Source organism: [Pseudomonas] carboxydohydrogena (genome assembly GCF_029030725.1).
Taxonomy (GTDB): domain Bacteria; phylum Pseudomonadota; class Alphaproteobacteria; order Rhizobiales; family Xanthobacteraceae; genus Afipia; species Afipia carboxydohydrogena.
This window is the reverse complement of record NZ_CP113162.1, coordinates 3064981-3079149: the sequence shown is the minus strand read 5'-3', so window position 1 is coordinate 3079149 and position 14169 is coordinate 3064981. Positions and strand designations below refer to the sequence as shown.

13 protein-coding genes, 1 tRNA gene and 1 riboswitch are annotated in these 14169 nt (G+C 63.6%); of the genes, 11 read left to right on the top strand and 3 right to left on the bottom strand.

The annotated features are described in order from the left end of the window. Positions 1-27: 27 nt before the first annotated feature. The 3 genes from AFIC_RS14915 to AFIC_RS14905 all read left to right on the top strand — a co-directional run bounded on the left by AFIC_RS14915 (position 28) and on the right by AFIC_RS14905 (position 3230). Complete coding sequence (locus AFIC_RS14915; RefSeq protein WP_275246999.1) at positions 28-1248, top strand: aspartate aminotransferase family protein; 1221 nt, start codon at positions 28-30, stop codon at positions 1246-1248. After that, positions 1245-2168: an ornithine carbamoyltransferase gene (gene argF / locus AFIC_RS14910; RefSeq protein WP_275246998.1), complete on the top strand. Its 924-nt coding sequence runs from the start codon at positions 1245-1247 to the stop codon at positions 2166-2168. Before AFIC_RS14915 ends, argF begins: the two co-directional genes overlap by 4 nt. Positions 2169-2249: 81 nt before the next feature. Then, positions 2250-3230: an Hsp33 family molecular chaperone gene (locus tag AFIC_RS14905; RefSeq protein WP_275246997.1), complete on the top strand. Its 981-nt coding sequence runs from the start codon at positions 2250-2252 to the stop codon at positions 3228-3230. Between the two features lie 141 nt (positions 3231-3371). Here AFIC_RS14905 and apaG read toward each other — a convergent pair whose 3' ends face one another. Then, positions 3372-3764: a Co2+/Mg2+ efflux protein ApaG gene (gene apaG / locus AFIC_RS14900; RefSeq protein WP_275248750.1), complete on the bottom strand. Its 393-nt coding sequence runs from the start codon at positions 3762-3764 to the stop codon at positions 3372-3374. A 252-nt stretch (positions 3765-4016) separates the two neighbouring features. Between apaG and AFIC_RS14895 the strand changes: the two genes are divergently transcribed. The 3 genes from AFIC_RS14895 to AFIC_RS14885 are packed head-to-tail and all read left to right on the top strand — an operon-like array spanning position 4017 to position 6936. Further along, on the top strand, positions 4017-5240 hold the full coding sequence (locus tag AFIC_RS14895; RefSeq protein ID WP_275246996.1) for an OpgC domain-containing protein: 1224 nt from the start codon (positions 4017-4019) through the stop codon (positions 5238-5240). Beyond that, positions 5240-5998 (top strand): SGNH/GDSL hydrolase family protein, encoded by a 759-nt coding sequence (locus tag AFIC_RS14890; RefSeq protein WP_275246995.1) that lies wholly within the window; start codon positions 5240-5242, stop codon positions 5996-5998. The genes AFIC_RS14895 and AFIC_RS14890 overlap by 1 nt, the downstream gene beginning before the upstream one ends. 2 nt (positions 5999-6000) lie before the next feature. Then, a complete protein-coding gene (locus tag AFIC_RS14885; RefSeq protein ID WP_275246994.1) occupies positions 6001-6936 on the top strand; it encodes an SGNH/GDSL hydrolase family protein in 936 nt (311 codons plus the stop codon). 55 nt (positions 6937-6991) lie between these two features. Here the strand turns inward: AFIC_RS14885 and AFIC_RS14880 are convergent, their stop codons facing one another. After that, entirely contained in the window at positions 6992-8194 is a 1203-nt protein-coding gene (locus AFIC_RS14880; RefSeq protein WP_275246993.1) for an O-succinylhomoserine sulfhydrylase, read from the bottom strand. Between the two features lie 72 nt (positions 8195-8266). After that, a riboswitch (SAM riboswitch) is annotated at positions 8267-8346 on the bottom strand. A gap of 62 nt (positions 8347-8408) precedes the next feature. Between AFIC_RS14880 and AFIC_RS14875 the strand changes: the two genes are divergently transcribed. From AFIC_RS14875 to AFIC_RS14860, 4 genes are all read left to right on the top strand, one after another. Then, the gene (locus tag AFIC_RS14875) at positions 8409-9551 is read left to right on the top strand and encodes a 2'-deoxycytidine 5'-triphosphate deaminase (RefSeq protein WP_275246992.1); all 1143 of its coding nucleotides are present in this window, start codon (positions 8409-8411) and stop codon (positions 9549-9551) included. An 84-nt stretch (positions 9552-9635) separates the two neighbouring features. After that, positions 9636-9709, top strand: a tRNA-Gly gene (locus tag AFIC_RS14870). Between the two features lie 174 nt (positions 9710-9883). Then, a complete protein-coding gene (locus AFIC_RS14865) occupies positions 9884-10345 on the top strand; it encodes a hypothetical protein (RefSeq protein WP_275246991.1) in 462 nt (153 codons plus the stop codon). Positions 10346-10489: 144 nt separating this feature from the next. Beyond that, complete coding sequence (locus AFIC_RS14860) at positions 10490-11083, top strand: SCO family protein (protein WP_275246990.1); 594 nt, start codon at positions 10490-10492, stop codon at positions 11081-11083. Here the strand turns inward: AFIC_RS14860 and AFIC_RS14855 are convergent. After that, positions 11067-13118, bottom strand: coding sequence for a glycosyltransferase (locus AFIC_RS14855; RefSeq protein WP_275246989.1), 2052 nt, complete (start codon positions 13116-13118; stop codon positions 11067-11069). The genes AFIC_RS14860 and AFIC_RS14855 overlap by 17 nt on opposite strands. A 151-nt stretch (positions 13119-13269) precedes the next feature. Here AFIC_RS14855 and AFIC_RS14850 point away from each other — a divergent pair, with 151 nt between their 5' ends. Next, entirely contained in the window at positions 13270-14127 is an 858-nt protein-coding gene (locus AFIC_RS14850; RefSeq protein WP_420833340.1) for a transporter substrate-binding domain-containing protein, read from the top strand. Positions 14128-14169 lie beyond the last annotated feature (42 nt).

Below are 14169 nucleotides of genomic sequence, written 5' to 3'. Positions count from 1 at the left end.
GTCCAGCGTTCGTCCTGTCAGGTTGCCATGACCACCACCGCTTCGTCCCATCTCATGCCGGTCTTCGCCCGGGTCGATCTCGCTTTCGAACGCGGCGAGGGGGCGTGGCTGATTGCCACCAACGGCGAGCGCTATCTCGATTTCACCAGCGGCGTCGCGGTGAACGCGCTCGGCCATGCGCATCCGCATCTGGTCGAAGCCGTTCAGGCGCAGGCCGCGAAACTCTGGCACATGTCGAACCTGTTCAAGAGCCCGGACGGCGAGAAGGTCGCCGCACGACTGTGCGAGAACAGTTTCGCCGACGAGGTGTTCTTCGCCAATTCCGGCGCCGAGGCGATGGAATGCGCCATCAAGGTCACGCGCAAATATCATGCGGCGAAGGGACATCCCGAGCGCTTCCGCATCATCACCTTCGAGGGTGCCTTTCATGGCCGCACGCTGGCGACGCTCGCCGCCGGCGGTCAGGAGAAATATCTCGACGGCTTCGGGCCAAGGGTCGAGGGCTTCGATCAGGTGCCGCTCGGCGACATCGAGGCGGTGAAGAAGGCGGTGGGGCCGCAGACCGCGGGCATCCTGATCGAGCCGTTGCAGGGCGAGGGCGGCGTGCGCGAGCCCGAGCACGGCTTCTTCAGGGCGCTGCGCCAGTTGTGCGACGACAAGGGCCTGCTGCTGATTTTCGACGAGGTGCAGACCGGCATGGGCCGCACCGGCGAGTTGTTCGCCTACAAGCGTCTCGGCGTCGAGCCTGACGTGATGGCACTGGCGAAGGCGCTCGGCGGCGGCTTTCCGATCGGTGCGTGTCTTGCGACACGCGAAGCCGCATCGGGAATGACGGCGGGCAGCCACGGTTCGACCTTCGGCGGGAATCCGCTGGCGATCGCGGCCGCGACTGCCGTGCTCGACGTGATGCTGGCGCCGGGCTTCTTCGATCATGTGAAGCGTGCTTCGCTGCTTCTGAAGCAGAAGCTCGCCTCCATCATCGACCGTTATCCAAATGTTTTGACGCAGGTGCGTGGCGAAGGATTGCTGATCGGCCTGCAAGCGGCGGTGCCGTCGCCCGGCCTGATCGTGGCGTTGCGCGAGGAAAAACTGCTGACCGTCGGCGCTGGCGAGAATGTGGTGCGGCTGCTGCCGCCCTTGATCGTGACGGAAGCCGAGATCGAGGAGGCTGTCGGCCGGGTCGAGAGGGCCTGCGCGCGGCTCGCGAAGGATTTGCCCACCGCTCCGGGCAAGAAGGCTGCATCATGAGCAAGATTTTGCGCCACTTTCTCGATCTGTCCGAACTGCCGGTGCATGACCTGCGGGCGATTCTCGATGCGTCGATCGCGATGAAGAAGAACCTGAAAGCGGGCCACCCGGATCGCCCGCTCAAGGACAAGACGCTGGCGATGATCTTCGAGCGGCCCTCGACGCGCACGCGCGTGTCGTTCGAGGTCGGCATGCGCCAGCTTGGCGGCGAAGCGATCATGCTGACCGGGCAGGAGATGCAGCTCGGCCGTGGCGAAACCTTCGCGGACACCGCGCGCGTGCTGTCGCGTTTCGTCGACATCATCATGATCCGGATTCTCAGCCATGACGCGCTCGCCGAAATGGTGGAGTTCGCGACCGTGCCGGTCATCAACGGCCTGACGCGGCGTTCGCACCCCACTCAGGTGATGGCCGACGTCATGACCTTCGAGGAGCATCGCGGGCCGATCAAGGGCCGCACCGTGGCGTGGGTCGGCGACGACAACAACGTCATGGCGTCCTGGGCGCATGCGGCTGAACGTTTCGGCTTCACCTTGCGCGTCGCGACGCCGCCGCAGCTGGCGCCGAACAAAAGGCTGCGCGACTGGATCAAGGCCGCCAATGCGCCGATCGTGCTCGGCACCGACGCGAAGGAAGCCGTGCGCGGCGCCGATTGCGTCGTCACCGACACATGGATGTCGATGGGCGACAAGGATGCCGAGCACCGGCACACTTTGTTGCAGCCTTATCAGGTTGACGAGAAGCTGATGTCGCTGGCGAAGCCGGATGCGATCTTCATGCACTGCCTGCCGGCGCATCGTGGTGAGGAAGTCACCGATGAGGTGATCGACGGGCCGCAATCGGTGGTGTTCGACGAGGCGGAAAATCGTCTCCACGCGCACAAGGGCATTCTCGCCTGGTGCCTCGGGGCCGTGGGTTAAGCACCGCTACGCTTGAACGGCCGCAGGCACTTCTTACATTGCGGTCTTGCTCTCGTATGATGTTTCAAAAAAGGACGCCTCATGGCGGATCAAGGTTCTATTCGCGCGCCCTCGGCCGTGCCGGTCGATGATGCGGTGATCCCGTTCGAAGTCAGCGCGCTCGATGTTCGCGGGCGGCTGACGCGGATGGGGCCCGCGCTCGACGATATTCTGATGCGCCACGATTATCCCGCGCCTGTCGGAAAGGTGCTGGGTGAGGCCATCGTGCTGACGACGCTGCTTGGCTCGTCGCTGAAATTCGAGGGCCGTTTCATCCTTCAGACCCAGACCGATGGTCCGGTATCGCTGATCGTCGTCGATTTTATCGCGCCGGACCGGCTGCGCGCCTATGCGCGTTTCGACAAGGCGCGGCTGAAACCCGGTCTTTCCTCCGGGGAACTGCTCGGGCACGGCCATCTTGCGATGACCATCGATCAGGGGCCGGACATGAGCCGCTATCAGGGCCTCGTCGCCTTGCAGGGCGGATCGCTGGAGGATGCCGCGCACGAATATTTTCTGCGCTCGGAGCAGATTCCGACCCGCGTGCGCCTCGCTGTCGGTGAGGAATTGCGCGGCGGCGGCGACGGGCCGAAGCATCGCTGGCGCGGCGGCGGCGCGCTGATCCAGTTTCTGCCGAAGGCGCCGGAGCGCGCCAAGCAGGCCGATCTTGATCCGGGCGATGCGCCGGAAGGCAGCGTGTCGCATGTGGTGGAGGAAGATGACGCGTGGACCGAAAGCCAGTCGCTGTTCGCCACCATCGAGGATGTCGAACTGATCGATCCCGATCTGTCGGGCGAGCGGCTTTTGTTCCGGCTGTTCCACGAGCGCGGCGTGCGCGTGTTTCCGAGCCTGCCGCTGCTGGCAAGCTGCACCTGCTCGCGCGATGCGGTGGCGGGCATGCTGGCGAGTTTCGATCCGCAGGATCGCGCCGAGATGGTGGAGAACGGCAAGGTCGTGGTGACGTGCGAGTTCTGTAGCTCGACCTACGAATTCACCCCGCAGGAAGCGGGCGTGGAGGAATAGCCGCGGCACGAGGCGTCATTGCCGGGTATAGCCGTTTGAAGAACGGCGTCGCTTCGCTTGCCTATGACCCGGCAATCCATTTTTCTTCTCGAAAAGATGGATGCGTGGATCAAGTCCGCGCATGGCGATTTTGAGTCAGTTCTAATTCAGCGTGCGCCTGGCGTCCGGGCTGTCGAGCGAGAACAGCGGGATCGCGAGGTCGAACGTCTCGCCGCTTTCCGTCAGCATCTGATAACTGCCGGTCATGAAGCCCGACGGCGTGGTCAGCGGCACGCCGCTCGTATACTCATACCGTTCGCCGGGCGCGATGACGGGTTGCTCGCCGACCACGCCTTCGCCGCGCACTTCCTGCTGCTGGCCAAGACCATCGGTGATGATCCAGTGCCGGGTCTTGAGCTGGACGGTTTCGCTGCCTTCGTTCACGATCACGATGCTGTAGGCCCAGAAAAATTGCCGGTTTTCGGGGGATGAGCGTTCGGGAAGGAACTCGGGTTCGACGAGGACTTCGATCTGGCGGGTGACGGCGCGATACATTGCTTCAATCGGATGGTTCGTTCCGATGATAGACCCAAGCGGCGGCAATGGCAAAACGTCGCGCGCGATCTTGCGGAGCCTTGTTGATGCGATTTCGTTCAAGCCGGGTTCATCTTGGGCTGTGCATGGCCTGCCTGTGCCCGGCGGCGTGCAAATCGCGGTGAGGTTCCATGGTAGCGGTTTGCGGCTGCTTGACGAACCTCTATCCTGCGGCGATGCCGTCGCTGCGTTCTCCCTGAACAGTTCGAGCCGATGACAACCCTGACCGCCTCAGCGCCCGAACCCAAGATCATTCCACGGGATGCCGGAAAATCCGCTCTTCCGGTGGCGGCGGGCGAGCGGGAATTGCGGCTCGACCTGTTTCGCGGCCTCGCGCTGTGGCTGATCTTCATCGATCATCTGCCGCCGAATATCCTGACCTGGCTCACCATCCGCAATTACGGCTTTTCCGACGCGACCGAGATTTTCATTTTCATTTCGGGATATACCGCCGCCTTCGTCTACAGCCGGGCGATGGACGAGCGCGGTTTCATCATTTCGAGCGCGCGTATCTTCAAGCGGGTCTGGCAGATCTACGTCGCGCACGTCTTTTTGTTCATGATCTATCTTGCCGAGATTTCCTACATCGCGACGAGCTTCGAGAACCCGCTTTATTCGGAGGAAATGGGGATTCTCGATTTTCTCAAGCATCCGGATGTCACGATCATCCAGGCGCTGCTGCTGAAATTCAAGCCGGTCAATATGGATGTGTTGCCGCTCTATATCGTGCTGATGCTGTTCCTGCCGCTCACGATCTGGCTGATGCGCCGCATCCCGGATCTCACGTTGACGCTGGCGGTTCTCGTCTATGCGCTGACATGGCAGTTCGGCTTCGCGCTGCCGGCCTATCCGAACGGAACGTGGGTGTTCAATCCGTTCGCCTGGCAGTTGCTGTTCGTGTTCGGCGCGTGGTGCGCTCTCGGCGGCGCGCAGCGGATGGCGCCGATCCTCGCCTCGCGCGTCACGCTCGTGCTGGCGGTGGCCTATCTGCTGTTCGCCTTTTACGTGACGCTGACATGGCACGTCCCGCAGTTGCACGGCTATCTGCCGGGCTGGCTGGAAAGCTGGATGTATCCGATCAACAAGACCGATCTCGACGTACTGCGGTTCGCCCATTTCCTCGCGCTCGCGGCGGTGACGGTCCGCTTCCTGAAGAAGGACTGGCCGGGGTTGAAATCGCCCTGGCTGCGCCCGGTAATCCTGTGCGGACAGCACTCGCTGGAGATATTCTGCATCGGCGTGTTTCTCGCCTTCGCCGGCCACTTCGTGCTGGCCGAAACCTCGGGCGGGGCGGGGTTGCATTTCGTCATTAGTATGATCGGTTTGGTCATCATGTCCTGCGCGGCGTGGCTGCTGTCATGGTACAAGGCGGAGGTCAACAAGAGCGGTAAACGGCCTGTTTTGGCCGTCAGCGCCGATATGGTCGGGAGCAATTGATGCGGATCGCGCGGATCGCGGGAATGGCCGCTCTGGTCTGGCTGGCGGTGACGCCGGCCGTGGCCGACGACGCCAATTTCTGTTCCGTACCGGCCTATCTGCTTCATACCGAGGCGGTTCTGTCGAATGTCGCGGAAGCGTTCAAGACGAGATCGCCCATTCGCGTGCTGGTGGTCGGCAGCCGCTCCTCGGTGTTGAGCGGGCCGGATGGTGCGGCCAGCTCCTATCCCGCGCGTTTCGAAGCGGCGCTGCGCAGCAAGCTGCCCGGTATCGAGATCAGCGTCACGACCGACCTTCACCCCAAGGAGACCGCCGCCGATGTCGCCGGGAAGATCGAGAAGATCGTGGCCGAGCGCAAGCCGACGCTAGTGGTGTGGCAGACCGGCACCGTCGATGCGATGCGTTCGATCGACCCGGACGATTTTCGCGCCGCGCTCGATACCGGCCTGGCCGCTGTGCAGAAGGCGGATGCCGACGTCATCCTGATGAATCTGCAATACAGCCCGCGCATGGAAACGGTGCTGGCGGCGACCAACTACAACGATACGCTGCGCGTCGTGGCGCAGGAGCATGGTGCGCCGCTGTTCGATCGTTTTTCGATCATGCGCGCCTGGAGCGAGGCGGGAGACTTCGATCTGTTCGCGCAGGCCCACAGCATCGGCGTTGCCGCGCGGGTGCATGATTGCCTCGGGCGCGCGCTGTCCAAGCTCGTGATCGAGGCCGCGCATATCAACCCGGCCGAGCTCGGGGTGCGCTGACGATGCGGCAGCGCCATTGCAAATTGCTCGTGGCTGTAGGGCTGCTCGGTATCCTTGCGAGCGCGCCGTGTCCTGCCGCGGGCGAGACGCTCGCGCAGTCGGAGACGCCGATGGCGGCAACCGATGGGGCGCCTGCAAGGCGCAGCCTTCCCGGCAAGGCGATCGATGCCGCGAAAAATGCCGCGAGCCGGGCCGGCGATGTTCTGACCCGCATTCCGTGCCTGCCGCCGAAAGGCGCGGGGGCGGTCTCCGCCTCGCTGCCGCGCGTGGCGCGCAAGCTCAATGCGGGAGAGCCGATCACCATCGTGGCGCTGGGATCGTCGTCCACCGCGGGCTACGGTTCGACCGCATCGACCTACACCTATCCGAGCCGTCTGGCCGAACAGCTTCGGCGAAAATATCCGAGGGCGCGCATCAGCGTCATCAATCGCGGCATGGGCGGTCAGGAGGTGCGGCAGATGGTCGAGCGTCTGCAATCGAGCGTGCTCGATTCAAATCCGGATCTCGTGATCTGGCAGCTCGGCACCAATACGGTGGTGCGTGGTGAGGATAGTTCCGGCATCGCGGCGTTGGTCGAGTCTGGCATCACAAGGATACAGGCTAGGGGTGCCGACGTGGTGTTGATCGATCCGCAATACGTTCCCGCCGTGACCGCGAAGAAGGAAGGCGCGAACAAGATGGTGAAGCTGATCCGCGAAGTCGGGCGGCTGCGTCATGTCTCGGTCTTCCCGCGCTTCGAGGTGATGCGGCAATGGCATGAGGACGAGAAACTGCCGTTCGAGAGTTTCTCGATCTCCGACGGGTTGCACATGAACGATTGGGGATACGCTTGCTTCGCCCAGTTGCTCGGCGACACCATCATCAAATCGGTCGGGGAAGCCAAAGCCGAACCCGGCACCGAAAGGCCGGGAAGCGTCATGAGCTTCAGGCCGATGTGAGGGCATGAAAAAAGCCCGCCAGACGGCGGGCTTTTTGAATGGCGGCGCGCTTGCCTCAGACTTTTTCCAGCGCGCCCTGAACGTCCTCGATCAGATCGTCGACGTGTTCAAGGCCGACCGAGAAGCGGATAAAACCGTCGCCGATACCAAGCTCGGCACGTTCCTCCGGCGTCAGACGCTGATGCGTCGTGGTGGCGGGATGGGTGACGATGCTCTTGGAGTCGCCGAGATTGTTGGAAATGCGGGCGACCTGAAAACCGTTCAGGGCGCGGAATGCGCCTTCCTTGCCGCCCTTCACCTCGAAGCCGATCATCGTCGATCCCGCGCGCATCTGCTTCTTGATGACATCGGCCTGCGGATGGTCGGCGCGGCCGGGATAGATCAGCCGCGTCACTTTCGGATGCGTGGCGAGAAAGTCCGCGATCTTCGCGGCACTTTCGGTCTGCGCCTTGACGCGCACGCCGAGCGTCTCGAGTCCCTTCAACAGCACCCAGGCGTTGAACGGCGACATCGAGGGCCCGGTCTGGCGGAAGAAATTATGGATGTGCTCCATGATGAACTCTTGCGACGACAGGATGATGCCGCCGAGACAGCGGCCCTGACCGTCGATGTGCTTGGTCGCGGAATAGACCACCACATCGGCGCCGAGCGCGAGCGGGCTCTGGTAAAGAGGCGTCGCGAACACGTTGTCCACCACGAGACGCGCGCCGCCCTGATGGGCGATCTTCGCCACTTCCGCGATATCGACGACTTCGAGCGTGGGATTGGTCGGGCTCTCCAGAAACAACGTCTTGGTGTTGGGGCGCATCGCCTTGCGCCAGGCGTCGAGGTCGCGGCCATCCACCAGCGTGGAGGTGATGCCGTAGCGCGGCAGCAGCGTTTCGATGACGTAGCGGCACGAACCGAACAGCGCCCTTGCCGCGACGACATGATCTCCGGCCTGAAGCGGCGCGAGCATCGCGGTGGTCATCGCGGCCATGCCGGTCGCGGTGGCGCGCCCGGCTTCGGCGCCTTCAAGGGCTGCCATGCGGCGCTCGAACATCGCAACCGTGGGATTGGAGAATCGCGAATAGAGAAAGCCGGGCTTCTCGCCCTTGAAGCGGGCTTCGCATTCCTCCGCGCTCTCGTAGGTGAAACCCTGCGTCAGGAACAGCGATTCCGACATCTCGCCGAAATCCGAACGGATCGTTCCGGCGTGGACAAGGCGGGTTTCGGGGCGGTAACGGGATGAATTCAGATCGCTTTTTGTGTCGGACATGCGGACCTCCAATGGCGTCTTGCCTGGAAACAAGGCGCAAAAAACCGGCCTGGAAAAAATCCAACGGCCGGGGGCACAAGGTCCGCGGCCTGTTTAGCGACTTATTTTACGTGGCTGCAAGCCGGCCGGCCCAAATCACCACGGGATAAGTCCGAGGCTTAATCCGCACGGCTCTTTCCGTCAAGCAGCCCATCGGATAACGGGGTAAATGCCCATGCATAGCTCACTCCCGAGGGGACCGGATTTGGCCTTCTCTCTCCCCGCCAACGCCAACGGTATTCTGCCCGATCGCATGATCGCGGCCATGGAGGAGAGTGGCCTGATCCTGCCGGCGTTTCCGTTCGTGGAGAGCCAGATTCAGCCCGCGAGCCTCGACCTGCGGCTGGGTGAGGTGGCTTATCGCGTGCGCGCGAGCTTCCTGCCGGGGCCGGATGTCACGGTCGCCGAGCGCATCGACGAATTGAAGCTGCATGAGGTCGATCTTTCCGACGGCGCGGTGCTGGAGACCAACTGCGTCTACATCGTCCCTCTGCTGGAAAGCCTCGCGCTGCCGCAATCGATTCTGGCGTCGGCCAATCCGAAAAGTTCGACCGGGCGGCTCGATGTGTTCACCCGCGTGATCGCGGACGGCACGCGGCGCTTCGACATGATCGGCGCGGGCTATCACGGCCCGCTCTATGCCGAGATCAGCCCGAAGACATTTCCGGTGCTGCTGCGGCAGGGATCGCGGCTGTCGCAGATCCGTTTCCGCACCGGCGCGCCGCTCCTCGACAACGACGAACTCGAAGCGCTGCATCAGCGCGAGCCTCTCGTCGATTGCGATAACGCCGATCTGACCGGCGGCGTCGCGGTCAGTGTCGATCTGTCGGGAGAAGGCTCGGACGGTTTCGTCGGCTACCGCGCCAAGCGTCACACCGGCGTCGTCGATATCGACCGGCGCGGCGGTTACGCCGTCGACGATTTCTGGGAGCCGATCCGCGCCCGGCCGGACGGCAGCCTGATCCTCGATCCCGGCGAGTTCTACATTCTCGCCTCGAAAGAAGCCGTGCAGGTGCCGCCGAACTATGCCGCCGAAATGGTGCCGTTCGACCCGCTGGTCGGCGAATTTCGCGTGCACTATGCGGGCTTCTTCGATCCCGGTTTCGGCCATGCGGGCGCGGGAGGGCAGGGATCGCGCGCGGTGCTCGAGGTGCGCTCGCGCGAGGTGCCCTTCATTCTCGAACACGGCCAGATCGTCGGCCGTCTTGTTTATGAAAAGATGCTGGCGCCGCCGCAGACGCTGTACGGCACCCGCATCGCCTCGAACTATCAGGGCCAGGGGCTGAAGCTCTCCAAGCATTTCCGCGCGCCGGGCTGAAGGCGCGTTTGGTTAACGCGGCTCCGTCCCGCTGCCGTCAGGTTTGCAAAATCCGGACGGTTGGGCGATGGTGGAACGGACTTCGCGGGCGTAGTTCAATGGTAGAACGGCAGCTTCCCAAGCTGCATACGAGGGTTCGATTCCCTTCGCCCGCTCCATCTCCTCTTGCGTTCCATCCGTGACGCTTCGGCCACGCAGTTCCGCCGGAGTGCATCCGCCGTGCAACACCGCATCGAAATCATCCGCGCCTGAGAAGGGCGATCTGGACAAAGCTCCGGACTCGCAACACGCTGTCGATGCCTTGCTGACACAGCCGGGCGGGGGACGCGACGATGAGATTCGTGACCGGATTGTTGGCGGGCGTGTTGCTGCTGGCCGGGTTGACCGCGAGCCATGCGGTGGTCCGCATCGCCGATGATCGCGGCGGGCGCATCGGCACCTATGTCGACAAATATCAGGGTCTCCGCACGTCCGGCGAAACCGTCGTGATCGACGGGTTGTGCGCCTCGGCCTGCACCATCGTGCTCGGTGCCGTCCCGCACGACCGCATCTGCGTCACTTCGCGGGCCAGCCTTGGTTTCCATGCGGCGTGGGACCCGGGCGCGGGCGGCCGTCCGGTCACGAATGTCGAGGCGACCCACATGCTCTACAAGATGTATCCGGCCTCGATTCGGCGCTGGATCGCGCGGCACGGCGGTTTGAAGCCACGGATGATCTTCCTGCGCGGCCACCAGCTGACATCGATGTACAAGCCCTGCTACATGGACGCTCATGCTGCTGCTGCGGCCCGCTGACGCCGCTCTGGCGGCGTCTTGCCTCGCCATGATGTGATCGCCGCATGGCTCGTGCGCGGGCGGCTTGCTTGCCCGTGGATGCTTTCATGGCTATTTGAACGGGACCGCAGCCCATCTGCCGCAATTCCAGGTTTTCAGGTTCCCATGGCAACGAGTTCAACGCGACCGGGCGTCGTCATCGCCGCCTTCGCCATCAGCCTCGCAATCGGGTTGATGGGCGTTCTTTTCCTCGTCGGTGGATTTCGCAGCAACACCCCGGTCTCGTCGATCGGTGGCCCGTTCCAGTTGACGGACCAGACCGGCGCGACCGTCACGGAGAAGAATCTGCAAGGCAAGCCGACGCTGATGTTCTTCGGCTTCACGCATTGTCCGGATATCTGCCCGACCTCGCTGTTTGAAATATCGGAAATCCTTCGGGCGATGGGGCCGGATGCCGGGCGCATCAACGCCTATTTCGTCTCGGTCGATCCGGAGCGCGACACGCAGCCGGTGATGAAGGATTATCTGCAAAGCTTCGATCCGCATCTCAAGGGTCTGACCGGCTCGCCGGAAGCCATCGCCAAGATGATCAAGGCGTATCGTGTTTACGCCAAGAAGGTGCCGCTGAAAGACGGCGACTACACCATGGATCATACCGCGGCGGTCTATCTGCTGGATCGCGAGGGCCGGTTCGTCGTGCCGTTCAATTTGAAGCAGACGCCGCAACAGGCTGCCACCGACCTCAAGCGTTATTTCTGACGGCCGGCGCCTGCGCGAAGGCGGCGTTCTCGCGGCCCTTATTGCTTTTTAATTTTCGTCCTGCCGAATGCGCGGCCAGGCGCGAATGGCGCGCCAATCCGTGTTCGGTCTTTTCCCAGCGGTAGGGATCGCGGAAGAGCTGGATGAGCGCCCGCCATGCCGCGACCGACAGGCAGGCCCAGTAAAGCGGCGTCAGCAGCAGCACCCAGGCATGATGAAGAAGCCTGCGCCGCGTGAGGCCGATCAGGCATACGACGACGGTGGAAAGACAGCCTGCGGCGATGGTCGCGAGATGCAGCCCGGCGAATGGATCGGCGAACATCTCGATCGCCGTGCTGCCGGCGGCGGTGAGGCCGATCTCCAGAAGACAGGCGCCGATCAGCATCGGGTAGGCCAGCGCGGTCAGGACATTGCCGCCGACGAGAAGATTGAGGGTGAAGAATCCGGCGAGCCCGCTTTGCCGGATCAGCCGCAGTGGCGAGCGCATGTGCACGATCCAGGTCTGCATCCAGCCTTTCATCCAGCGCGAGCGTTGCCGCAGCCATGCGCCCGCGCGGGCCGGGGCTTCCTCATAGGTCGTCGAGGAAAACATCACCGCGCGATAGCCGAACCGCGCCAGACGGAATCCGAGATCGGCATCCTCGGTGACGTTATAGGCGTCCCATCCGCCGACCTCGCGCAGGGTCGCGGTCCGGAAATGGTTCGACGATCCGCCGAGCGGCAAAGGCAGGCCGAATTGCGAGAAGCCGCGCAGGAAGGCGTCGAACTGTCCTGCATATTCTGCGGTGAACATGCAGGCGAGCCAGCTGTCGGCGCTGTTGTCGATGCAGAGGCTTGCCTGCGCGCAGGCGACGTCACCGCCGTGACGGCGGAACGTGTCGAGCGCCGCGCGAAGCTGTGATGGATCGGGCCTGTCCTCGGCGTCGAACACGGCGACGAAGTCGCCGCGCGCGAACGGCAGTCCGGCGTTGAGCGCTTTCGGTTTGGTGCGGGGCCCGAATGGCGGCACCAACAGGATTTCGACGTTCGGCGGCAGATCGAGACGCGCAATGGCGGCCTGCGTTTCGCGGTCGTCGGCTTCCAGCAGCAATTTGATGTCGAGCTTTTCGCGCGGATAATCCAGCTCGGCCAGCGCATGCAGGAGATGCGCGACGGAACGGCCTTCGCGATAGAGCGCCACCATCACGGTGTAGATCGGCAGATGCTCGTCGGACAGGCGGTCGAGCGGCTGAGGGCGTTTGTTGCCCGCGAGGGAGCCCGCGAAGCGCAGGCTGTTGAACAACAGAAACCAGATCGCGAGCACCGCTCCGCAGAACTGGATGATGAAGACAGGCGCAAGGACAAAGGCGCCCGTGAGGCCCGGCAGGTGCAGCAGGTAGCGCCGTATCCTGCCGCCGCCATCGCGATGAATCGGCGCGCATGACATCTCGGGCAGTTGCAGGGCGAGGCCCTCGGCCGCGTCATGGGCGAGGGCTTCGTGGCGCATCAGATAGCGGTCGAAGGCGGCGCGCGTGGCCAGCCGGATGCGCGGCCGCGCCTGCCGGGCGCACAACGCGGCGATCCGCCGAGCGGCGAGGCCGAGCGGCGCCTGGACATGATAAAGCCCGTCCGGCCGCTCAAGCGGCAGCATGCGGTGTTGCGCGGCATAACGCAGTTGCGCGTCGGTCAACGGACAGTCGGTGCGGGCAATATCGCGAAAGCCCTCGACCGCGAGTTCGCAGCGCTGCGCCAGCCGCACCACATATTCGGTTTCCGTGATGATGCCGCGGCGGATCAGGACCTGATCGGCGCCGACACCGAGCAGTCCTGCGCAACGCACGGCTTCCGCGAGAATTTCGGACGGCAGGACGCCGTGCAGGCAATCGAGTTCAAACGGGTGGCCGGTCTCGCGCCGGGGCGGCGCGGCGGCAGGCTGGACACGGGGACGTTTGAGGAGGTCGGGGAGAAGCCCGGGATAAGGCCATGCGGGGCGCCGGCGGCGGATTTTACGCACCGGTCCGGCCATGTCATTCGGATGACCGGAGATCGGAGCCATGCGCCCCCCAGACGCTGCCACTCAAACGCCGCTCGCCTCCGCCGCCGGATGGTCTATAAGACCCCCTCGCGGATGCTTTCCAATGCAATCACAGATGGTAATTTCCGGCAATGAAAGATCGGGCGGCTGGCCAAAAGGCTTAAGCCGGACGATGCGCACGATTTTGCTCGGGATTTTCATCGCGGGGTCGTCAGGCCCCGAGGCCATGGCACAACCAGCGGTGAAGTCGGCCGTGGCGGCGGCCCCCCAGGCGGTGCCGGGTTTCTGGGACCCGCGCCGCCGCCCGGACCGGCCGGACCTGTCGCGCATCACCATGATCCGCTTCCTCACCGAAACCGACTATCCGCCGTTCGATTTCACCGGATCGGACGGCAATCCGGCGGGCTTCAATGTCGATTTCGCGCGCGCGCTGTGTGAGGAAATCAAGGTGCCTTGCACGATCCAGATGCGGCGTTTCGAGTCGCTGGTCGATGCCATCAACACCGGGCGTGGCGACGCGGTGATTGCCTCGATCGCAATGACGCCGGATATCCGCACCAAGCTCGATTTCACGGATCCCTATTATCGCGCGCCCGCGCGTTTCGTCTCCCGCGCAGGCGAGGTTCTGGCCGATGTACGGCCGGAGAACCTGACCGGCAAGAAGGTCGGCGTCATTTCCGGCTCGGCGCACGAGGCGTATCTGAAAGCGTTCTTTACCGATGCGCTTGCGGTCGGGTTTCCCTCCGAGGACGCGATGCGTTCGGCGCTGCGCCGTGGCGAGGTCGATCTGATCTTCGGCGATGCGATCTCGCTGGGGTTCTGGATCAACGGCACCGATTCAGCGGAATGCTGTGCGTTCAGCGGCGGACCGTTCGTGGAGAGCCGTTATTTCGGTGAAGGCATCGGCATCGGGGTCAGGAAAGGCAACGATGTGCTGCGTCAGGCGCTGAACTGGGCGATGTTCCGGGTCTGGGAAAAAGGCCGCTACACCGATTTGTGGTTGCGCTATTTTTCCGTTAGCCCGTTTTGAGAGAAAATAAAGGCGCGCGGGAAGGCCCTGCGTGCAGCGGAG

Excerpts from the sequence above, each read along its gene's own strand:
- AFIC_RS14915 (WP_275246999.1), top strand. The coding sequence starts at position 28 with ATGACCACCACCGCTTCGTCCCATCTCATGCCGGTCTTCGCCCGGGTC.
- argF (WP_275246998.1), top strand. The coding sequence starts at position 1,245 with ATGAGCAAGATTTTGCGCCACTTTCTCGATCTGTCCGAACTGCCGGTG.
- AFIC_RS14905 (WP_275246997.1), top strand. The coding sequence starts at position 2,250 with ATGGCGGATCAAGGTTCTATTCGCGCGCCCTCGGCCGTGCCGGTCGAT.
- apaG (WP_275248750.1), bottom strand. The coding sequence starts at position 3,764 with ATGTATCGCGCCGTCACCCGCCAGATCGAAGTCCTCGTCGAACCCGAG.
- AFIC_RS14895 (WP_275246996.1), top strand. The coding sequence starts at position 4,017 with ATGACAACCCTGACCGCCTCAGCGCCCGAACCCAAGATCATTCCACGG.
- AFIC_RS14890 (WP_275246995.1), top strand. The coding sequence starts at position 5,240 with ATGCGGATCGCGCGGATCGCGGGAATGGCCGCTCTGGTCTGGCTGGCG.
- AFIC_RS14885 (WP_275246994.1), top strand. The coding sequence starts at position 6,001 with ATGCGGCAGCGCCATTGCAAATTGCTCGTGGCTGTAGGGCTGCTCGGT.
- AFIC_RS14880 (WP_275246993.1), bottom strand. The coding sequence starts at position 8,194 with ATGTCCGACACAAAAAGCGATCTGAATTCATCCCGTTACCGCCCCGAA.
- AFIC_RS14875 (WP_275246992.1), top strand. The coding sequence starts at position 8,409 with ATGCATAGCTCACTCCCGAGGGGACCGGATTTGGCCTTCTCTCTCCCC.
- AFIC_RS14865 (WP_275246991.1), top strand. The coding sequence starts at position 9,884 with ATGAGATTCGTGACCGGATTGTTGGCGGGCGTGTTGCTGCTGGCCGGG.
- AFIC_RS14860 (WP_275246990.1), top strand. The coding sequence starts at position 10,490 with ATGGCAACGAGTTCAACGCGACCGGGCGTCGTCATCGCCGCCTTCGCC.
- AFIC_RS14855 (WP_275246989.1), bottom strand. The coding sequence starts at position 13,118 with ATGGCTCCGATCTCCGGTCATCCGAATGACATGGCCGGACCGGTGCGT.
- AFIC_RS14850 (WP_420833340.1), top strand. The coding sequence starts at position 13,270 with ATGCGCACGATTTTGCTCGGGATTTTCATCGCGGGGTCGTCAGGCCCC.